The sequence below is a fragment of the Hymenobacter cellulosilyticus genome (genome assembly GCF_022919215.1).
GTDB lineage: Bacteria > Bacteroidota > Bacteroidia > Cytophagales > Hymenobacteraceae > Hymenobacter > Hymenobacter cellulosilyticus.
Genome location: NZ_CP095046.1, coordinates 4,565,127 through 4,584,328, shown reverse-complemented (window position 1 = coordinate 4,584,328; position 19,202 = coordinate 4,565,127). Strand labels below are relative to the sequence as shown.

The window sequence follows — 19,202 nt, the reverse complement described above, 5'->3', positions numbered from 1 at the left end:
GCTATTTTTACTTGGTGCTGAAAGTCACGCCTACCGTCACGTTGGTGTTGTCGGTGGGCTTGCCTTCGAGTACCCGGCTTTCGAAGGTGTAGGTGTAGGTGCCCGTAAGAGCGAAACGGGGGCTGAAACGCAACGCCAGGGTGGTGAGCTGGGTGGCGCGGTAGTCGGTGAAGTTGGCCAGATTGGGCTGGTAGAGCGTGGTGGAGTTGAGGGCAAACACCCGGTAGGAATACACCACTTTCAGCCGCGTGGAGCTGCGCGACACCAGCCGCTCTGTGCCGCCCTCGAAGTAGGTAGCTTCCCGGATCAGCAAATTACTTACCGCCACTTCCCGGCCCAGGGAGTCGGAGTAAAACGCCCAGCCCGGCCCGGCGCCCAGCTGGTAGCGGTTGTTGATGCCCCGCAGGTTGCTGCGTTCATAGCCCCCGATGCCGTAGAGGCGGAACCGTCCTTTCCAGTAGTAGGGCGTAGCGTTGAAGAGCCATTCCCGCTCCTTGAGCCGCTTGTCCTGCTTGCCAAACAAAAAGCTGCCCGTCACGGGGGCGCCGAAGTGCAGGCCCCGCAGCAGCGTGGCCGAGTGACTGGTCGAGAACAGGGTGCGGTTGACGCCCCCGGCCGAGTATTGCCCCGCCAGCTGCCCGCTGTAGCGGATGATGGTGGTATCGGCCTTCTGGGCGCAGACCGGCAGCAGAAAACCCAGCAGAAAGACCAAGCAAAGCAGGTAGCGAAACGTCATGAATAGCCCAGCCGGGTGGCTGTGGTGAGCAGCAAAGGTAGGAGGGACCGGGCAAAGCTGCCGGGTTTATCAGGCGTTAGCAGGAGCGCAATGTTTCTGGCTTCCGGGTCGTCAGAAGCATTGCTTACCCCGCCCCGGCAGATAATTCGGAAAAGATTAAGTGGATAATGAAGTCTTCCGGGCTAGGAAGAATGTTGTTGAGAGCTGTACTTATGCCGCTATGAAACTACACATTGTCGGAGCTTCCGGCTCCGGTGTCACCACCTTAGGCAAGGCACTTGGTGAGGCGCTTGGCGTCCGCTATTTTGATAGTGACGAGTATTTTTGGGTGGTATCCGAGCCTCCCTTTACCAAGCGGCGTCCCGCGTATGCGCGCAATGCCGCCCTTAGCCAAGAGTTGAGCCAGCAGCCCCGTTGGATTCTGGGCGGCTCTTTGGTCGGGTGGGGCGACCAGTGGCTAACGGCCTTTGATCTGGTTATCTTTCTCTGGCTCCCCCCGGCCCTGCGCCTAAGCCGTTTGCAACAGCGGGAGCAGGAGCGCTACGGTAGCAAGATAGCCACAGAACCAGCCCGCGCCGCCCAGTACCATGCATTTCTGGCGTGGGCGGCAGGATATGACGATAATTCCAGCGGCGGGCATCGTACGCTAGCAAATCATAACAGCTGGCTTACCCAGGTTACTTGTCCCGTACTGGAACTACGGGGCGACCTATCCGTGGAGCAGCGCCTGCAGCTTGTAGGGCACAAGCTAATCGAATTAGGGTGGCACTGATCTTTCTGCGCCTATAAGACTCCTGTCTGGTCAATTCCAACGATTCCTGTTTCTGACTTTTGTAGGCCCTTTGGGAAAAAAGCAGAAGTAGTTGCCGGCGCTTTAAGCCAGCACTTTGCCATTGCGCCTAAATCCGCTCATCGACTTTGATAACGCACGCAAATCCCGCGTCCTTTCGGCAATTTCAATACCTTCCGCCAGTGCTTCCGGGGCCGGCTTGCCGATGCACTGCGGCCAGTCATTCTGTGCTATTCTTATGCTGCGTATTGGTGGTAGTCTGGGCCTGGTGCTCGGGAGCCTGCTGGGCTTTTCTGAAGTCATTTCCCCGCCTTATTTTCCCACCGTGCCCCGGGGGCACGATGAGGACTGCCCCCGTGGGGCCGCCGAGCCCGTAGTGCGCCGGAAAATCTTTTCCCGCACCACCTTCCGCCTGCTGCCCGATAAGCATTCGGGCCTGGAAACAGTGGTGCTGCCCTCCGGCGACCAGCTGACCATCCGGCATGAGGGCTGCGAGTATTACGTGCTGCGTTTCCGTTTCACGACCACCCGGTTCCGGCAAAGTCCGGCGGCCCTGGAAGCCTGGTTTCGGAACGCTGCCCAACTGCTGGCCGAAGCCCAGCCGGGAATTAACGCTCCCATGAATATTGCCGCCGCCATCAAAGCTTTGCGGACGTATACCAGTCGGCACGCCAAAAGTGCGGCCGAGCCGCTCACGCTCAACGCGGAAATTGAGTTTGGCGACGAGAATATGCGCCGCTTCCTAACCATCGACCAGGTCAGAAAACTGACCGGAAATAAGGTTGCCGTGGAAGTTTCCCTGGCCGTGGGACCCTTATAAAGCAGGCCCGACAACCGCAGTCTACCCCGAACGACGCCGATATATCCCGTATTGGCTATTTTACGCCGCCAATTCTTGCCAAAAAACTGCCCCTGACTACTTCCTCCCTATGCATACACGCTTGCTGACTTACTCACTGCGGCTGGCTCCAGTGCTCCTTTTCGCCTGCCAGTCGTCGCCGGCCTCCGCACCCGTGGCCGAGGCTCCCGTGGTAGAAGTGCAACAGGCAGTGGCTTCGCCTAAACCGGTCGTGCCCTCCGTGGCCCCGGTAGAGGAGGAGCCCGAAGGTATTTCGGCCGACAGCGCCAACGCCGGCTACGCCACCTACTTCGTGGTCGTGGCCGATACTAGCCGCTCGTACCCGGCACTGCGGAGCCGGATGCTGGGACTGAGCCAGCAGCTCACCCTGAGCATTGATACGATGGGCCGGTATTTCAACGTCGAGAAAAACCGCATTATCGTGCCCGAAAACGATGAGGACGAGATGTACGCCGGCGAGTATTACCCCCGCCGCTTTCCGTCCCATTCCCTGAGCCTGGAGTATCTGAGCCAGTATAAGGACCAGGCCGGCCCGCACACCCTGGCCCTGGTCACCGGCATCTACGAGCAGGAAGCCACCGCCGACAGCGCCCTGGCCGCGCTGGGCAAAGCCCCGGGCAAGCCGTTTAAAATAAAATCCAACATCTACGTGGGCTGCATGCACTAGCCGCCCTGCCCGGCCCGGCTGCCCCGACTACTTCCGCATTTTCGGACCAGAACTGCTGTGCCGCAGAAGGGACAGCAGACCTAGTCCTTGCCACCCTAAACTCGGGTACTGATTCGTTTGTATGAGGCGTTTACTTAGTCTTTGGACGCTGCTTTTCCTTTTGCAAAGCTGTGGTATTCTTAACATACGACGCCCGAAAATCTGTGATTGTTGTGCCCAGACATACAGAACTATTGAGAGTGCCCAGCACTGCTTGGAGCAATACCCAAAATCCAAGAGCACTTCTGATAACCGATTGATTCTGCTTGCCTTTGTACCTAATAACCTGGAAGAAAACCAGGAATTGGGATGGGGTATTATAAAAAGCCAGAAAATTGTAGCGGAAGCAAAAAGGGAATATCTGCTGGTGACATTGCCTGTGAATGCCAGGCTGATGTATCAAGGTCGAAAGGCAGCTGAGCTTCAGGAAATTGTTGCCAGCTTCAAAGGCCAGGCTTTCTTTGTCATTGTCAATTCGGCTCTATATCCTATTGCCAGCTGGGGCGCTACGGCAGATGATGAGTTTATCATCAGCCGGTTAAATAACGGTGACGGACCGTAAGCTGAAAATCAACGTTTGCCCCGCGTCTGAATAAGCAGCGCCTAACCCAAACGGCCCCGGCTGCTTTGCGCAACCGGGGCCGTTTCTGTTTCTCAGACCTGGCTAACCTGCCTTAGACAGTAGGCTTGGGGCTGGCCTCCTTTGCTGTAGTGGCCTTGTGCTGGTTGAAGTACTTCTTGTCGAAATCCGATGCGGCTTCCTCGGGCTGCTCCTCAAAGGCCAGACTCAGGGTGCGGGCGTTGCGCGCGAGCTGGCGCGTGAGCAGAGCCCGCTCGGCCACGCTGCCTAGCTTGGCGTCGGTAACCTGCTTTTTCTGCCCGCTCTGGGTAGCTAGGGCCGAAAGCAGCGCCTGCCGGTGCTGACTATAGGTGGCCTTCACGTCGGGGTCGAAGGCGCCGCCCAGGTCGGTGAAGGCCGTATCGAGGCGCTCGAGCAGGCCGGGCCAGGTGGCGCGGCTGGCCTGGTGGTATTCCGAGTTGCCGCCGGGAAAGAAGCGCAGGCGGTCAGCTTCTTTTTTGAGCTTATAATAAATAGCATCCTACCCAAACTAGGGAATTACAAGGCAGGTGACACAAATTGTATACTGTTGACCAAGTAAAGACAATAAGACTAATGACTTATTGGTTAATTTGCTGCAGCTTATATAAACATAAAGAATGCTCAGTTCGCAATTTATGAAGATACATGTACTAATACTATCTCTTGGTATTTGGTTCTTGAGTTCCTGCCTGCAAAATAGGGAGGCAGGTAAAGTGCTTGACAATAATTATACGTTTGATACAAGTTTAATAAAAGGAGTAGAAGATAGCCTTTCAATAAAACAAAGCACAATGCAAGGCATGTATAAAAGATGCATTCGTGATGCAGATGGGTTTTGTAAAATATACAATGATACAATTATGCTATTTAGCAGTAGTGGTATTATGACAACTAAGAAATTAGTAATTAAGATGAATAAAGGCAAATTTTACCTAAGGCTAAACGAGTTTGGATGTACTTATAACCGTAGTTATACCCCAATAGATCAACGGATGGTATTGAATAAAAGACATTATAATGTTGGTGATACAATTATTGGTAAACTATACTTTAAAAGTGTAGCTGTTCTAGACTCAATTCAGCATTTGACGGATACAATTACTGTAACTGGTAAGTTTAAGTTTAAAGTACGTGATAAGAGTTATACTTTTGATATTTTGCATCAGGAACGGTCTTATGATAATTTCTTGAAACTCGCTAGAAGCAGGCCGGATACGGTAGTGAGTATTAGTTTAATAGATTGTGGTCTTAAAAAACTTCCTGATCAATTGAGGTTATTCAGTAATATAAAATCATTGTACTTGGATGATAATGATTTAAGCAATGCGGATTTATCAATGATAAGTAGATTTAAGCATCTTAAATATATCAGCATAAGAGGGTGTGGGCTTAAAGTTGTGCCTAATTCGGTGCTTGGTCTTACCGGCTTAGAAGAAATAAACGTCTGGAATAACGACATTCGACACCTGCCAATAGGTTTATTTTCCTTGCCTAATTTGAGATACTTACAACTAGGTAATAATTCTTTGACTCAGCTACCAAATGAGATATTGAACACTAAGAAGCTTGAGGTATTGGAAATATCTGGGAATACTATCAGAAAATTGCCAAAGCACTTCTTTGAAAGATTGGCAAAATTAAAAGAATTCTACCCTCCCGAGGTGATGGATGCCTATGAGTATAAGGAGTTTAAAATCAATACACCTGATACGTAAGTCTAGCAAACTCTTTAGTTACCTAACAAGCCCGAGGTTTTCAGGAAAGATAAAGTCTTTCCAGATAGCGGAAAATAAGGTCAGCTGGAGCGAGTTTTCAAGACTGGCTCTCGGCTGCGTTGTAAACGCCAATCCGCCCTTCCCGTAAGGACCATGATGTGCTTGCGGGAGCTGAGGAGATGCAGGAAGTACAATCTCGGCCCGTACTACTGCCTGGCAAGGATTCAGAGCCCATGAAACGACCCAAGAAGAAGTTTGCAAAATGCCCCTGCTGCTCTACCGAGCGGCACCGGACGGAAATGCGGGTGTGCCTGGGTATACTTGAAACGATAGAGAGGCGTGAGTACAAGCACTACAAGGAACTCGGAATTGACACCTACGCCAGCTTTATCGACAGCAGCTTCGAATGGGCTTGTGACGCTTGCTTGAACGACAAGAAGGCCATCCTCGCCGTGCCTAGCTTACAGCTACATACCCAAACTCCCAACCTGGCCTACCACGATACTCGTCTGGGTGCCAGCTGTGTAAAACCGACTTTTCCTTCACGAAAGAGGAAAAGCAGCTGTGGTATGAGAAGCTGCAGTTTCGGCCTGAATCGAGGCCGGTACACTGCCTGCCGTGCCGAAAGAAGCTCCGGGAAGCCAAACTGGAGAGTAAAACGATATCCGCCATCCTGGAAAAGGACGAGCCAACCATTTCCGAATTAACAACGGTGGCCGACATTTACCGCAAGTGGGGCAAACCCGAAAAGGCCAAGTTCTACGAGGCGGCCATCCGCAAAAAACGTCCATTACCTTCGCCGAATAACTAAGTACCCTCCGCCATTCGCCTTCCCCTTGGTCATGACCGACAGCAACAGTGAGAAAATACAAGCCTTCGTGGCCGACAACCAGCTCGATAAAGCCATTGCCCTTGCCGAGCGGGTCATTACCAAAAACCGGATTACCGATTTCGCGCCGGCCGTGGGCAAGAGCCTTCTGCCCCTGACCGACAGCCTGGTTTCGTACTTGGATGCTTTCTTTGCCAAGGCCGCTCAAGAGCTGGACGTAAAGGCCCTGTACGCGGAAATGAACGGCTTTACCATCAACTACGACCGGTGGTTTGTCGACGTGTTTGCCTTCGACCGAGACGAAGGCCTGGAAGACCCGGACTGGCTGGCTGACTACAATTACGCCAATCACTCGGTGCCGGAAGAAGGGTTTACCATCACCGGGCTGGAGGAAATTCAGGCCGTGTACGAAGACTATACCGACAACGAGAAATGGGAAAACGCCCGCGCGGAAACTGCCGCCGAGGATGCGGCCGTTTTGATTGTGTTACGGCTGCAGGAGCTTTTCAAGGCCGCCAAAGAAACGGCCCACGCCCGCCAACTCGCCTGGGCTGCTATGCCGCTCTACGTAACAGCCCACGACCATTATCTGGGTGCCATCTATGTGGCAGCGTAAGCAGTGGGAAAGGGTTGGCCTGATAGGCTGCCTCATCGGTAGCAGTACCCTGACTGCTGCCGGGCAGCAAATAGTGCAGGGAGACTCAGTTTACCGGAGTCTGCAAACCAATAAATCCAGCCTGGCGGATATTAAGCGGGTGATGGGGTGGCCCAGCTCCAAGAAGAAAGTGGTAAACATCAAGTACGGCCATTTTTTGGCAGGAAGGAGCTTTACCAGTAAAAGTCTGGTGGGCTATACCTTCCGCTATAAAAGGCAGGATGTAGCTTTTACCATTTACGAAGAAACTCACACGCTAAGTCTCATTTCCTTTGGCCCTACCGCCAATGTCGTCACGGCCAAAGGAATCCGGCCGGGAAAGAGCACGTTTGCCGATGTCATTGCGGCATACGGTTCCATTGAGGTAAAAAAGGAACGTGAAGGAATATATCAGCGGCCATCGACCGACATACCAAAAAGGAAAGATGGGTTACGGTTTTGCGGTACCAGAACATTCAGTTTGTCAGCTATGGTAAGTTGGATAGAGCGGTGGATTACACCCCGCGGCGAGTGGATGAAATATGGCTGACTAAACCCTACTAGCATCAACACGAAACCGGCCCCGGTTGCGCCATGCAACCGGGGCCGTTTTCGTGTACAGATTTGGGAGTTACTTCACCTTCCGGCCCAGTATTCAGCGGCTGGCTATACTAGCGTTTGCTGATGCGGAAGCTACTTTTCAGCTCGGGGCCGGTTTGCACGAGGTATAGGCCCTGCGGAAGAGTAGCCACGGGAATGGACGCGCCTTCGCCTTGCAGCAGTACCCGGCCTAGCAGGTCGCAGACCTGGAACCGGGCGGCCACCCGCAGGTACAGCACCTCACTGACCGGATTAGGATAGGCGGCAGCTAGCTGCGCGGCGGGTTCCGGGGTACTCAGTACCTGGCAGCCCTGCTGCACGGCCGCATTGGTAGCGCACCCGGGAGCATTCTGGGCGAAGTAGGCTAGTCCGCCCCGGCCTAAGTAGCTGCAAACCCAGGGCATGGAGCAAATAGCCAGGGCCGTGTTGCCCTCCACGCGCAAGGTGGAAAGCAGGGTGTAGTCGGCATAGGCAAAGGCTTTGGTAATGGAAACCAGCCGGGGTTGCTATTTACGGTAATAAAGCTCGGGGCTTTGGCTCCGCCAAAGCCACTAATTTTTTGCAGCCGGGCATTGTTATCGAGCTGCACCGTACGGGTAAACTGCGCGTTGCGAAAACCCGGCACCGAATCCAGGGCCGGGTTGCCGCTGATACTCATCGTCAGGCCTTTGCTGTCGGCAAAGCCGGGGATTTGCGTTAGTCCGTTGTTGGTGTGAATGGAGAGGTTCTGCACGTCCAGGCCCCGAAAGCCTGAGATAGAGGTAAGCCGGGCGTTGGTATTGATGTTGACAATGCCCGCTTCGCTGAGCACCAGGCTGCCGTTGAAACCCGAAATGGTGGTCATAGCGGGATTATCGCCGATGTACAGGCTTGTCAGCGACTTGAGATTGTTAAAGCCCGCCAGCTCCTTAAGTGCCGGATTCTTATAAATCGTCATGCTTCCCGAAGTTGCCAACGAAGCCAGTCCGGTGATTTCCTCCAGCAGCGGGTTATCCGTTATGCTTACTACAGGGGCCGGCAGCGGAGTGGGCGGTATGGTCGGCGCTATTCGTACGGTCGCCAGGTTATTTAGGCCGCTGATAGAGCGTAGGCGCGCACATTGACTGATGTAGAGGGCGCCCGTGGCACTGAGAGCATTCAGGCCAGTGATGTTGCCCAGGCCCGAGTTGAGGGTAATCGTCACCGACTTGGCGCTGCGCAGCTGCGCGAAGCCTGCTATGTTGGTCAGCGAAGTATTGCCGGTTATAATCAAGTCCTCGCCAACCGTTTCCAGGCTGCTGAAGTCCCCAAGAGAAATATCGCTGAGGCCAGTGGCGCTTTGAATGTAGAGGCCGCCCCCAATCTGCCTGATATTGGCCAGGGCCTGAATGTTGGTTATACCATTGAGGGAAAGTGATACCGTGCCTTGTACGGCCGTAATAAAGGACAAAGGGCTCAGATCGTAGATGCCGTCGGTGGTAACGCCAGGAATGCCGCCCGATATCGATAGGTTTTCTACCGTCGTGCAGCCCGACTGCCTCACGGCATCCACTTGGGTTTGGGTTCTGAGGTCAAGGTTGCAAGCCTGGGCCCGGGCTTGCTGGGCAAAAACCAGGAGGCCAAGAATAAGTAAGAGTTGCTTCATTAGGAGTGCAGAAAAAAGGTGGAATAAAAGCCTGGGAGCTTACTCAGGCAGGGGATGGGCTTTGGCAATGGGTTATCGCATCGGCGTAGCCGCGGAACATTTGGCTCTGCACCACTGGCCCGACGCTAGAAATGCCGTCACAAAAGTACTGCCTCCCAGGCGGCGGCGGCATACCCACTTCTGAGTATTTTGGCCGGATACGGCTGGCATTGCCGCTTGTTAGACCACTTATAGGGGTACTTCACATAAGCAAAAACGGCCCCGGCTGCATCGCGCAACCGGGGCCGTTTCTGTTACTGATTAACCGAAAGAATCTACTTCGCCTTACGAGCCAGTACTTTCTCCACGGCTTTCACAATGTCGTTTTCCATCAGGCCGTATTTCTCCATGAGCTGGTCGGGAGTGCCCGACTCGCCGAAGGAGTCGTTCACGGCTACCATTTCCAGGGGCAGGGGCTCCTCGCGGGCCAGCAGCTGGGCGATACTGTCGCCGAGGCCGCCGTTCATCTGGTGCTCTTCGGCCGACACGGCGCAGCGCGTCTTGCGCACCGACTCCAGGATGGCCTGGGCGTCGAGGGGCTTGATGGTGTGGATGTTGATGATTTCCGCGTCGATGCCTTTCTCGGCCAGGATGTGGCCAGCCAGGATGGCCTTCCACACCAGGTGGCCGGTGGCGAAGATGCTCACGTCGGCGCCTTCGTTCAGCATCACGGCCTTACCGATTTCGAACTTCTGGTCGGCGGGGGTGAAGTTGGGCACTACCGGGCGGCCGAAGCGCAGGTACACGGGGCCTTCGTGCTCGGCAATGGCAATGGTAGCGGCCTTGGTCTGGTTGAAGTCGCAGGGGTTGATGACCGTCATGTGGGGCAGCATTTTCATCATGCCCAGGTCTTCCAGAATCTGGTGGGTAGCTCCGTCTTCGCCCAGCGTCACGCCGGCGTGCGAGGCGCAGATCTTCACGTTCTTATCCGAGTAGGCAATGCTCTGACGGATCTGGTCGTAGACGCGGCCGGTGCTGAAGTTGGCAAACGTGCCGGTGAAGGGGATTTTGCCGCCGATGGTGAGGCCGGCCGCAATGCCCATCATGTTGGCTTCGGCAATGCCCACCTGGAAGAAACGCTCGGGGAAGTCCTTCTTAAAGGCGTCCATTTTGAGCGAGCCGGTCAGGTCGGCCGTCAGCGCTACCACGTTGGGGTTGCTTTTGCCCAGCTCGTGCAAACCCACGCCAAAGCCGGAGCGGGTGTCTTTTGATTCGGTGTAAGGGAAATCTTTCATGTTGGGAATTTATGGACTAGAAAGTCCGGCTTGACGATTTATTTATTCATACCGCGCTAAGCGCTTCTGACGTTCGTGCTGCGTTACAGCAGCCGCAGCGGCCTTATCCTGAGGATGGGCCAATTGATGAAGCATTTTTTCGACCAGCACCGGGTCGTCCTGGTGAAACTGGCGCACCAGCGTCTCTGGTGTTACGTAGAGCATGCTGGCACCCAGAACGGCGGTGAGCAACGCCCGCTGGCTGAGGCGCTGTTGCAGAGCCTGCAGCAAGATGACCAGGACCACAGTACCGGTTCCGGCGAGCAGCATATACGTGCCCCCGTCCCAGGCCTTGGCCTTAAACTCGATGCCAACAAACACTAGAGCGCTGCTGATACCAAGGATTTTGGGCGACATAACCTCCTGCCAGAAGGTTGGCTCCGGCGAGGTAGAAATACCGGTGTATTCCGCTACACCGTCGCCTACGGGCTCGTCCGGCAGAAAGGCCCGAACCAAGTACACCAGACTCAAATTCGTGAGCCCCAGTAGCAACAGACCGTCGGCACCATCCAGCAGATTCCATTTTCCAATGAAACCAAACAGGGCAAACGGCCAGGCAACCTTTTCCAGCACGACCAATACCTTTTCCAGCGTAGACTCACCCATGGTTCATTTGTTAAACATGCTAACCGAGCTAGTCTGGCCCGGGCGGATGGTGAAGTTGCGCACATCGGTAAACTTGCTGCCGGTGGCCGTGGCCGTGCGAAACACCAGGCGGTAAGCACCCGGCTGCATGGGCAAGTTGACTTTGCTGCTGCCTTCGGGCAAGTTATACACCCAGGTCTGCGACTCGTCGTTATTGAGGCGGTAGATGCTGCCGTAGCCTTTCAGGTCCGTCACGATGTTGAGCGTGCCGGGTGCGTCGTAGGTTACGGTCGTTTCCTGACCTTGCCGGATGCTGATGCGGCGCACGATGCGGGGCAGGGTCAGCAGCTCCACTTCGTAGTTGCCGGCCAGCAGCTTTTGCTTCGTGCCAACGTTCAGCGCTACCACCGTGGCCGGGTTGCCCTGGGCTCGTACCACCGCCTGCACCTTGCCGTAGGGGTTCGGCGAGATATTCGGCGACTGCAACGCCAGGGTGCCCTGGGGTGTTTTGTAGGTCAGCACGTTGGCCTTGCCGGGCCGGATTGGTAGATTCTGCTGCCGCACCGGAGGCACCGTATTGATGACCAAGTCGTAGCTCTGCAGCGCGTCGATGTCGAGCACGTCGGGCTTGCCCTGCGCGTCGCGGTAGTGCACGTAGTTGTACTCGGGCGTTTCCGTGACGTTGTTCACAAAGGTCATGTTCACGTTGCTTTCCACCGGCTTGCCGGCCTCGTCGGTCAGGTTGATGCTGACCGTGGTTTTGGTCAGCGTCTGGGAAATGACGTTGTCGAGGATGCTGCGGAAGGTCTTCACGTCGGCCGCATTGTAGTACTGACCCAGGCATTCGAGCTGCTTGCCAAAGTCCCGCTCGGCGCCGAGCCCGATAATAAACGGCCGCAGAAATACGTGCTTGCGCTGCAACGCTACCGAGGTAGCGCACGGGTCGCCTTTGCACGATTCCAGCCCGTCGGTTATCAGAATCAGCACGTTGCGGGAGCTGCGGTCCGTCGGGAAGTCACTGGCCGATTGCAGGATGGAGTAGGTAATCGGGGTGTTGCCCTGAGCTTTCAGCGTCGCGAGGCGGGCTTTGATGGCCTTGGCGTTTTTGGGCGCAAAGGGCACTTCCAGCTTCGAGTCCTCGCAGTTGTTTTCCGAGTTGGGGTGCTGATGCCCGTAGGCCCGCAAGGCCAGCTCCAGGTTAGGGTAGGCGTTGAGCGAGTCTACCATCTTCGAGAGAAGATTGCGGGCCACGTCCCAGCGCGGTTTGCCTTCCCAGGGCGCCATCATTGAGCCCGACGCATCCAGCACGAACAGGATGCGCGTCACCTTCGGCTTTTCCGGCGCCACGTTCTGGGCACGCAGAGCCGAAACCGGCCAGAGGGCCAGTAACAGAACCCAGCGCAGAAGAACGGATAAGCGGCGCATACGTGGAGCCTCACCCCCGGCCCCTCTCCGAAAAAGGAGAGAGGAGCCTGACGATTTTCCTTGGAAAACTTAGTACGTTGGCTTGTACAACCCGATTTACATCAGCCTGTCAACAGCGGAACCGTGGCTTAGTAGTCGCCGGCTTCTTCTACCAGCAGCTGCTGCAGGGCTTTTTCCAGTTGCTCGTCGTTCGGGGCGGTGCCGTGCCACTTGTGGGTGCCCATCATGTAATCCACGCCGTAGCCCATCTGGGTATCCATCAGAATCATCGTGGGCTGACCCTGGCCGCTGAGCTTGCCGGCTTCTTCCAGGGTTGGCACCAGCTTTTCCAGGTCGTTGCCGTCGGTTTCGAGCACGCGCCAGCCAAAGGCTTCAAATTTCGCGCGCAGGTTGCCCAGGTCCATGATTTCTTCGGTCGAGCCGTCAATCTGCTGGCCGTTGCGGTCTACGATGGCAATCAGGTTGTCAACTTTGTGGTGGGGGGCATACATAGCTGCTTCCCATACCTGGCCTTCTTCCAGCTCGCCGTCGCCCATAAGCACGTACACGAGGCGGTTGTCGCCGTTGAGCTTCTTGGCCTGAGCCGCGCCGATGGCCACGCTCATGCCCTGGCCCAAGGAGCCCGAAGCAATGCGGATGCCGGGCAGGTGCTCGTGGGTGGCGGGGTGGCCCTGCAAGCGCGAATTCAGCTTGCGGAAGGTCGCCAACTCGCTCACGGGGAAGTAGCCCGAGCGGGCCAGCACCGAGTAGAATACGGGCGAAATGTGGCCGTTCGACAGGAAAAACAGGTCTTCGCCTTCGCCTTTCATGCTGAAGCTGGGGTTGTGCTTCATAATGCGGAAGTACAAGGCAACCAGCAAGTCGGCGCAGCCGAGGGAGCCGCCGGGATGGCCCGAGTTGACGGCGTGCACCATGCGCACGATGTCGCGGCGCACCTGGGCCGCAATCTGCTTGAGCTCTGCCACGCTTTTCTGGTCGGTGGCGGTAAGGGTGTTTTCCTGGGACATGGAATTGGGAAGAGGGTTTACGCTGGCAAAGGTAACGGTCTTGGCGAAGGCACCCAGCCCAAAACGCAAGGCTTCTTACCGGAACCGTTCACGATAGGTAGGTTTGGTAAAAGATAATCTTTTCCGGACTAGATGAAATAAGCAGCTCACATGCAGAGTGGCGTTACCGGCCTCTGTCCTTGCGAGGACGAAGGACGAAGCAATCCGTCCTCTGAAATGCGCTGAGTATTCTAAAATGAAAAGCCCTTTACTATTGCGGTAGTAAAGGGCTTTCTGGTAAAAGAGTGTGACTACCTTCGCAGAGGACGGATTGCCACGCTTCGCTCGCAATGACACACTGTGTTAGCGGGCCAGGTGGCGTTTAGCTACACCAGCTGCGCGGCGTGGTTCTTGGTGTCAACTTTCTCGATGACCTTTTCGATGATGCCTTCTTCATTGATGAGGAAGGTGTGGCGCATGGTGCCCATGTACTTGCGGCCGTACATCGATTTTTCCTGCCACACGCCGTAGGCTTCCACGATTTTCTTGTCGGTATCGACCAGCAGGGGAAGGGCAGCTCGTACTTCATGACAAACTTCTGGTGCGACTTGGCGCTATCCACGCTCACGCCGATAACCTGCACGTTCTTGGCGGTCAGTTCTTCCTGGTGGTCGCGCAGGTTGCAGGCCTGGGCCGTGCAGCCGGGCGTGTCGTCTTTGGGGTAGAAGTAGAGGGCTACTTTTTTGCCGCGCAAGTCTTGGAGGCGGATGAGGTTGCCATCCTGGTCGAGGGCTTCGAAATCGGGAGCAGGGGTGCCGGGAGTAAGGGCCATAAGGCGAAATATGAGGGCGGTTACGGTTTGTCAGCCATGGGCTGGGGCGTAAAAATCAGGTTTTCCGTCGGAAAACCCAGGGAATGGGCCAGGCCCACGAGCCGGTCGCGGATGGGGCGCTCCAGGTGGGGCGTCCGGCACAGCAGCCACAGGTTTTTCCGGCTGGGCTCGCCCACCAGGGCGTAGCGGTATTCGGGGTCGTGCTCCAGAATCCAGTAGTCGCCCTCGAAGGGCCAGAAAAAGCTGACCCGCAGCTTGGCGTTGGTTGTGGTATCCACGATGCGGGCGGTGCCTTTGGCCGTTTCCACCGGGCCGTTCACGTCTTCCTTGTGGCAGGTGTTGAGCACGCTCACTTTGCCGTTGGGCAGCAGCTTGTACTGGGCTGTCACATGCTCGCAGCCTTTCTCGAAGCGGGTGGGCAGGCGGGCAATTTCGTACCAGAGGCCCATGTAGCGCTTCACATCCACATGGGGCGACACGGGCAGCGGAGTATGCAGCTTGCGGCGGATGTAGGAGTAGGCAGCTACGCCCGTGGCAATTGTTGCCACGGCGGCTCCGAGGATAACAGGCTGGAGGCGTTTGGGAAGTTTGGCCATCATTGTAGGTTAGAAGAAAAGTAGCGCGAACTGTGGCTAAAGCTCTACGGGCAGAGGTGCGGCAGGGATATTCAACAAAAAAGGCGGACCCTGTGGCCCGCCTTTCTCTACAGCGTAAAACTCAGTACTTTTTCATTGCCGGCCTGGTCGGTGATACGCAGCGTGGCCGGACCGCGCAGCGGTGGCCCTACCGTGTCGTAAGGCTCGGTAAACAGGGTGGAATTCTTGTACTCGTAGCGCAGCAGCCGGAACCGGCCGCCTACCTGAAGGGTGTAGCTGGCCAAGCCCGAAAGGTCGTCGCCTACTTGAAAAGCCACGCCGCCGGCTCCTTTGCGCACCAGGCGGGCCGAGGGGCATTGTTGTCGGCGAAGATGCGGAACTGGCCGAATACCTTGGCCGGAAAGGAAATCTGGTTGCCTTCCCACTTGCCGCCCACGTAGCTGCGGCCCCCGCGGGCATTGACCAGGTACACGGCCGAATGCTCCTTGTCGGCTACTTCGGCTTGAGGCTTGAGCGTGATGCGCAGGGGCAAATACAACGACTGCCGGGGATTATGCACGGTCCAGGCGCCGTCCTTATAGCTGGTTTGCAGGTAGAGCGTGTCAAACAACGTCTGGGCCCCGAAGCTCAGGTTCAGGAAGTTGTCGGCGAAGCCCTGCTCGGTGCCGGCCGGAATCCGGGCCTGCCGGTCGAAGCGCTTGGTGATGCTGCCGAACCGGATGGAGTCGGGCAGGCCGGCGCGCAGGTCGTAGAGGTACACGTTCTGGCTCTGGGTGGTGTAGCTGGGCTTGAGCTCCAGGCGGCGGGAGTCGCGCAGCAGCACGGCGTTGGCACCCTGGCGGGCCGTGTCGGGGTCAGCAGCAATAACCTTGAGGATGTTGCGGGTGATTTCCCAGCGTAGGGCGGGCTTTTTTACCGCCGCGCTGCGGGTTTTGGTGTACTCCGGCTTTTGCCCGCGCAACACAAACGACAAGGGCGTGGTGTTGCCATACGAGTCGCTCATGAGCACTTCCACTGCGTAGAGCTTGCCGTCTTCCACCCGCAGCTTGCCCTTGCCGGGGCCGGTGGTGTACATGGTCAGCTCGTTGCCGTCGTCCACGAAGAGCTTCTGCAAAGTGCGGCCCTGGGTCATCATCCACTCGTAGTCTACGTGCTGGTTGACGGTGCGCGTGCCGCTGGGAAACGGCACGTTGTCGACCACGTGCGAATACAGCGGCTGCCCGTTGACCTTGACTTCCACCTTCTGCAGCCCGTTTTTGTTCCAGGCGTTGTCGTACCGGTCGAAGGCCTGGAGCAGCACGCCCACGGTGCCGTAGGCGTTGATGGTGTCGGGCCAGGTGGTGGCTACGCCGGCGGCCGGGGCTACTTTGGGCACGTACACGGCCTTGTCGAAGCGGCCCTGCACCCGGGCGTCAATGGTGAGGGGCTCCACGGCAAAGGCCTGCAGGGTAGGGGCAATATGGTCCTGGATTTCGGTGAAACCGCCCCACTGCAAGGGGTTCAGCTGGTTGTCCTGGGCGTCGCGCACTTCCCAGTGTAGGTGGGGCCAGCCGAGCCGCCGGTATTACCCGACAAGGCCACCACTTCGCCCCGCTTCACCGGAAACTGGTCCTTGGTAAAGAACAGCTCGAGTTCGTAGGTCTGCTTTTCGTACTGCTTCTCGCGCAGAAACGCGCCGGCCGGACCCATAAAGCGGTTCAGGTGTCCGTACACCGTTACCAGCCCGTTGGGGTGGGTGATGTAGAGTACGTTGCCGTAGCCGAAGGCCGACTGCTTTACCCGGGAAATGTAGCCGTCGGCCGAGGCGTAGACCGGTAAGTCGGTGCGGCCGTCGGTTTTGATGTCGAGGCCGCCGTGGAAGTGGTTGGGCCGCAACTCGCCCATGCTGGCCGCCAGAAAGTTGGGCTGCCCGGGCTTGATGGGAAATAGAAAATAGCCCGGCGCCACCGCGGGGCGGGGCGTGGGGTCGTTGGTTGCCTGCTTGGGCTTGGTCAGCGAATCGGGTTCCTGCCCGGCCATGGGGCGGGGCGCAGGCCCATGGTGGTGAGCAGCGTAAGCAGTAAGATGGGGCCTTCCCCGGAAAGGTGTGTGCAGCACTCGACTCTATTTTACCGCCAGTTCCAACAACTTCTCATCCTCAATATAGCCCGCGAGCTGGTCGCCAATCTGGACCGGGCCCACGCCGCTGGGGTGCCGGTAAATATTAAGTCCCCCATTTTCAGGGTGATAAAGCGGGAAATGTAGGCAATCTGGGCCGCGAAGTTGTGCAGCATCATGCCCGAGTTGCCGCGCTGCTTTACCTCGCCGTTTACCTCCAGGTGGAAGTTGATGTTGGCCAGATCGGCAAAGTCCGTTACCGGCTTAAACGTGGGCGACAACGGGGCCGAGCCGTCGAAGCCTTTGGCCAGGTCCCAGGGCAGCCCCTTGCTTTTGGCCTTGCTCTGCAGGTCGCGGGCCGTAAAGTCGATGCCTAGGCCGATGGCGTCGAAGTAGGTGTGGGCAAACTTGGGGTCGATGTTCTTGCCGTTCTTGCTCACGCGCAGCACCAGCTCGATTTCGTGGTGAATGTCGGTCGAGAAATCGGGGTAGAAGAAGGGCATGCCGCGCTGCAGCAGGGCCGTTTCGGGCTTGGTAAAGATGACGGGCTCGTCGGGCGTTTCGTTGTTGAGTTCGGCAATATGTTCGGCGTAGTTGCGGCCTATGCAGAGTATTTTCATGGAAGAGGAAGTCGAAGGGAAAAGGTATTTGGCCAAAAATAGCGCTAATTCGCGGCCCGGAAAATCAAAATGCCGCCTACGTAACGCCTGCGCCTCTCGTTGGACTATCCGGGCCTAAACATTTTACCCGCCGCTGTTCGTATAGCAGCACAGTAGGCCGCGGCGGCAAGCCTGCGTTCCGTAGTGCCGCGCTTCATTTCTCTCTAACTCTGAAGCTACCATGATTAAGAAGCTTATGCTGGCCAGCTGCCTGCTGGCCGCCACGGCCTGCTCCACCGTCCCAATTACGGGCCGGCGCCAGCTCAGCCTGGTTTCCGACGCTGAAATCAACGCCCTGGCCGTGCAGCAATACCAGGAAGTGCTGAGAACCAGTAAACTCTCGACCAACTCGACCCAGGTAGCCCTGGTGCGGCGCGTGGGTCAGCGCATTCAGCAGGCCGTCGAAACCTACTTCCGCAGCCAGAACCAGCAGGACGCGCTGGCTGGCTACGCCTGGGAGTTCAACGTTATTGAGGACAAGCAGGAAAACGCCTGGTGCATGCCCGGCGGCAAGGTAGCTGTGTACACCGGCATTCTACCCATCACCCAGGACGAAAACGGCCTGGCGGTAGTTATGGCCCACGAAATTGCCCACGCCGTGGCCAAGCACGGCTCGGAGCGCATGAGCCAGGGCCTGCTGCAGAGCTACGGCGGCCAGGCCTTGTCGGCAGCCCTGGCTTCCAAGCCGGAAGGCACCCAGCAGCTGGCCTTGCAGGCCTTCGGCGTGGGCTCGTCGGTGGGCTTGCTCAAGTACGGGCGTAATCAGGAGTCGGAGGCCGACCACCTGGGCCTGATCTTCATGGCCATGGCCGGCTACAACCCCGACGGTGCAATTGCGTTCTGGCAGCGCATGGACGCCCGCGAAAACCAGGCGGCTCCGCCGGAGTTCCTCTCGACTCACCCCTCCAACGGTACACGCATCGCCGATATTCAGCGGGAACTGCCTGAGGCCCGTAAGTACTACACTGCCCGCTAATTTTTGGGCTGCGGCCCCTGTTCAATGAAATTATACCCCCGTACCGCGCTGCATCTGGCCCTGCTGATTTTACCCCTGCTTGGGATGTTATCGGCCTGCGAAACCTCCAAGCGCGGCTTTCCCGAAGTGAGTTCTCCCACTACTGACCCGGAGGAGGAAGCCAACCGCCGCAAGCGCGAGGGCGTCAGCACGCAACTGGCCCGCCTCAACGAAGGCAAAATCGAGTACATCATGCCCCGGGCTCAGCTGGCCACGGCCTTTATTCGGGAGTTCAACGACGGCACGGTGGTCGACAAAACCATGATCCGTAAGGTGCAGGAAAGCGCCAAGGACAAGCCCATCTACTACCTGGTAGGTATGGGCCTGCGCGACGGAATGTTCCGCTCCATGGCCATTCCGCTCATTACCTCCACCGACCAGAGCCTATACCTCAGCTCCCACGCCGAGCGCTACGTCATTACCAGCGTGGGCTGCTCGTTCTGCTATTTTTCCTTCGAGAAAAACCAGATTACCGGCACCACCTGCGGCGACAATAGCGGCGGCAGCCGCTGCGACCTGGTCGTGGAAAACAGCAACAACCTGTTTCGCCGCCGATGAACCGCAAGTGGCTCCTGCGCCTGGGGCTGACGGCCCTGGCCC

General features: G+C 56.9%; 21 protein-coding genes and 3 pseudogenes. 10 read left to right on the top strand and 14 right to left on the bottom strand.

The window, feature by feature from the left end; all coding sequences use genetic code 11:
* Positions 1 to 7: 7 nt before the first annotated feature.
* Positions 8 to 736, bottom strand: coding sequence for a DUF481 domain-containing protein (locus tag MUN79_RS22610; protein ID WP_244674794.1), 729 nt, complete (start codon positions 734 to 736; stop codon positions 8 to 10).
* Positions 737 to 956: 220 nt separating this feature from the next.
* Here MUN79_RS22610 and MUN79_RS22605 point away from each other — a divergent pair, with 220 nt between their 5' ends.
* From MUN79_RS22605 to MUN79_RS22590, 4 genes are all read left to right on the top strand, one after another.
* Positions 957 to 1,508, top strand: coding sequence for a P-loop NTPase family protein (locus MUN79_RS22605; protein WP_244674793.1), 552 nt, complete (start codon positions 957 to 959; stop codon positions 1,506 to 1,508).
* 256 nt (positions 1,509 to 1,764) lie between these two features.
* A complete protein-coding gene (locus tag MUN79_RS22600; RefSeq protein WP_244674792.1) occupies positions 1,765 to 2,346 on the top strand; it encodes a hypothetical protein in 582 nt (193 codons plus the stop codon).
* A gap of 109 nt (positions 2,347 to 2,455) precedes the next feature.
* On the top strand, positions 2,456 to 3,052 hold the full coding sequence (locus tag MUN79_RS22595) for a hypothetical protein (RefSeq protein ID WP_244674791.1): 597 nt from the start codon (positions 2,456 to 2,458) through the stop codon (positions 3,050 to 3,052).
* A gap of 295 nt (positions 3,053 to 3,347) precedes the next feature.
* Positions 3,348 to 3,653 (top strand): hypothetical protein, encoded by a 306-nt coding sequence (locus tag MUN79_RS22590; protein WP_244674790.1) that lies wholly within the window; start codon positions 3,348 to 3,350, stop codon positions 3,651 to 3,653.
* A gap of 112 nt (positions 3,654 to 3,765) precedes the next feature.
* Here the strand turns inward: MUN79_RS22590 and MUN79_RS22585 are convergent, their stop codons facing one another.
* On the bottom strand, positions 3,766 to 4,032 hold the full coding sequence (locus tag MUN79_RS22585) for a hypothetical protein (RefSeq protein WP_244674789.1): 267 nt from the start codon (positions 4,030 to 4,032) through the stop codon (positions 3,766 to 3,768).
* Positions 4,033 to 4,369: 337 nt separating this feature from the next.
* On the opposite strand from MUN79_RS22585, the gene MUN79_RS22580 reads away from it, so the two are divergent.
* The 4 genes and pseudogenes from MUN79_RS22580 to MUN79_RS22570 all read left to right on the top strand — a co-directional run bounded on the left by MUN79_RS22580 (position 4,370) and on the right by MUN79_RS22570 (position 7,420).
* Positions 4,370 to 5,407 (top strand): leucine-rich repeat domain-containing protein, encoded by a 1,038-nt coding sequence (locus MUN79_RS22580; RefSeq protein WP_244674788.1) that lies wholly within the window; start codon positions 4,370 to 4,372, stop codon positions 5,405 to 5,407.
* 520 nt (positions 5,408 to 5,927) lie between these two features.
* Positions 5,928 to 6,038 (top strand): annotated as a pseudogene (locus MUN79_RS32045) (zinc-ribbon domain containing protein); the annotation flags it as partial.
* 211 nt (positions 6,039 to 6,249) lie between these two features.
* The gene (locus MUN79_RS22575) at positions 6,250 to 6,852 is read left to right on the top strand and encodes a hypothetical protein (protein WP_244674787.1); all 603 of its coding nucleotides are present in this window, start codon (positions 6,250 to 6,252) and stop codon (positions 6,850 to 6,852) included.
* Positions 6,839 to 7,420 (top strand): hypothetical protein, encoded by a 582-nt coding sequence (locus MUN79_RS22570; protein WP_244674786.1) that lies wholly within the window; start codon positions 6,839 to 6,841, stop codon positions 7,418 to 7,420. Before MUN79_RS22575 ends, MUN79_RS22570 begins: the two co-directional genes overlap by 14 nt.
* Before the next feature lie 121 nt (positions 7,421 to 7,541).
* Here MUN79_RS22570 and MUN79_RS22565 read toward each other — a convergent pair whose 3' ends face one another.
* From MUN79_RS22565 to MUN79_RS22510, 12 genes and pseudogenes are all read right to left on the bottom strand, one after another.
* Positions 7,542 to 7,907, bottom strand: a complete 366-nt coding sequence (locus tag MUN79_RS22565; RefSeq protein ID WP_244674785.1) for a T9SS type A sorting domain-containing protein — start codon at positions 7,905 to 7,907, stop codon at positions 7,542 to 7,544.
* Positions 7,850 to 9,094: a hypothetical protein gene (locus MUN79_RS22560; protein WP_244674784.1), complete on the bottom strand. Its 1,245-nt coding sequence runs from the start codon at positions 9,092 to 9,094 to the stop codon at positions 7,850 to 7,852. The genes MUN79_RS22565 and MUN79_RS22560 overlap by 58 nt, the downstream gene beginning before the upstream one ends.
* Positions 9,095 to 9,408: 314 nt before the next feature.
* On the bottom strand, positions 9,409 to 10,368 hold the full coding sequence (locus tag MUN79_RS22555) for a transketolase family protein (protein ID WP_244674783.1): 960 nt from the start codon (positions 10,366 to 10,368) through the stop codon (positions 9,409 to 9,411).
* A 42-nt stretch (positions 10,369 to 10,410) separates the two neighbouring features.
* Complete coding sequence (locus MUN79_RS22550) at positions 10,411 to 11,013, bottom strand: hypothetical protein (RefSeq protein ID WP_244674782.1); 603 nt, start codon at positions 11,011 to 11,013, stop codon at positions 10,411 to 10,413.
* 3 nt (positions 11,014 to 11,016) lie between these two features.
* The gene (locus MUN79_RS22545) at positions 11,017 to 12,417 is read right to left on the bottom strand and encodes a vWA domain-containing protein (RefSeq protein ID WP_244674781.1); all 1,401 of its coding nucleotides are present in this window, start codon (positions 12,415 to 12,417) and stop codon (positions 11,017 to 11,019) included.
* A 128-nt stretch (positions 12,418 to 12,545) separates the two neighbouring features.
* Positions 12,546 to 13,424, bottom strand: coding sequence for a transketolase (locus MUN79_RS22540; RefSeq protein WP_244674780.1), 879 nt, complete (start codon positions 13,422 to 13,424; stop codon positions 12,546 to 12,548).
* Positions 13,425 to 13,789: 365 nt separating this feature from the next.
* A pseudogene (bcp, locus tag MUN79_RS22535) lies at positions 13,790 to 14,235 on the bottom strand (thioredoxin-dependent thiol peroxidase).
* 20 nt (positions 14,236 to 14,255) lie between these two features.
* Positions 14,256 to 14,834, bottom strand: coding sequence for a lipocalin family protein (locus MUN79_RS22530; protein WP_244674779.1), 579 nt, complete (start codon positions 14,832 to 14,834; stop codon positions 14,256 to 14,258).
* A 104-nt stretch (positions 14,835 to 14,938) separates the two neighbouring features.
* Positions 14,939 to 15,148 carry a hypothetical protein gene (locus MUN79_RS22525; RefSeq protein WP_244674778.1) on the bottom strand — a complete coding sequence of 70 codons (210 nt, stop codon included), beginning with the start codon at positions 15,146 to 15,148 and terminating at the stop codon, positions 14,939 to 14,941.
* Positions 15,133 to 16,359: a hypothetical protein gene (locus tag MUN79_RS22520; protein ID WP_244674777.1), complete on the bottom strand. Its 1,227-nt coding sequence runs from the start codon at positions 16,357 to 16,359 to the stop codon at positions 15,133 to 15,135. The genes MUN79_RS22525 and MUN79_RS22520 overlap by 16 nt, the downstream gene beginning before the upstream one ends.
* Complete coding sequence (locus MUN79_RS22515) at positions 16,332 to 16,850, bottom strand: M23 family metallopeptidase (protein WP_244674776.1); 519 nt, start codon at positions 16,848 to 16,850, stop codon at positions 16,332 to 16,334. The genes MUN79_RS22520 and MUN79_RS22515 overlap by 28 nt, the downstream gene beginning before the upstream one ends.
* A gap of 84 nt (positions 16,851 to 16,934) precedes the next feature.
* Positions 16,935 to 17,548 (bottom strand): annotated as a pseudogene (locus MUN79_RS22510) (fumarylacetoacetate hydrolase family protein).
* Positions 17,549 to 17,768: 220 nt separating this feature from the next.
* On the opposite strand from MUN79_RS22510, the gene MUN79_RS22505 reads away from it, so the two are divergent.
* Positions 17,769 to 18,563 carry a M48 family metallopeptidase gene (locus MUN79_RS22505; protein WP_244674775.1) on the top strand — a complete coding sequence of 265 codons (795 nt, stop codon included), beginning with the start codon at positions 17,769 to 17,771 and terminating at the stop codon, positions 18,561 to 18,563.
* Positions 18,564 to 18,587: 24 nt separating this feature from the next.
* A complete protein-coding gene (locus tag MUN79_RS22500) occupies positions 18,588 to 19,160 on the top strand; it encodes a hypothetical protein (protein WP_244674774.1) in 573 nt (190 codons plus the stop codon).
* The last annotated feature ends 42 nt before the right edge of the window (positions 19,161 to 19,202 follow it).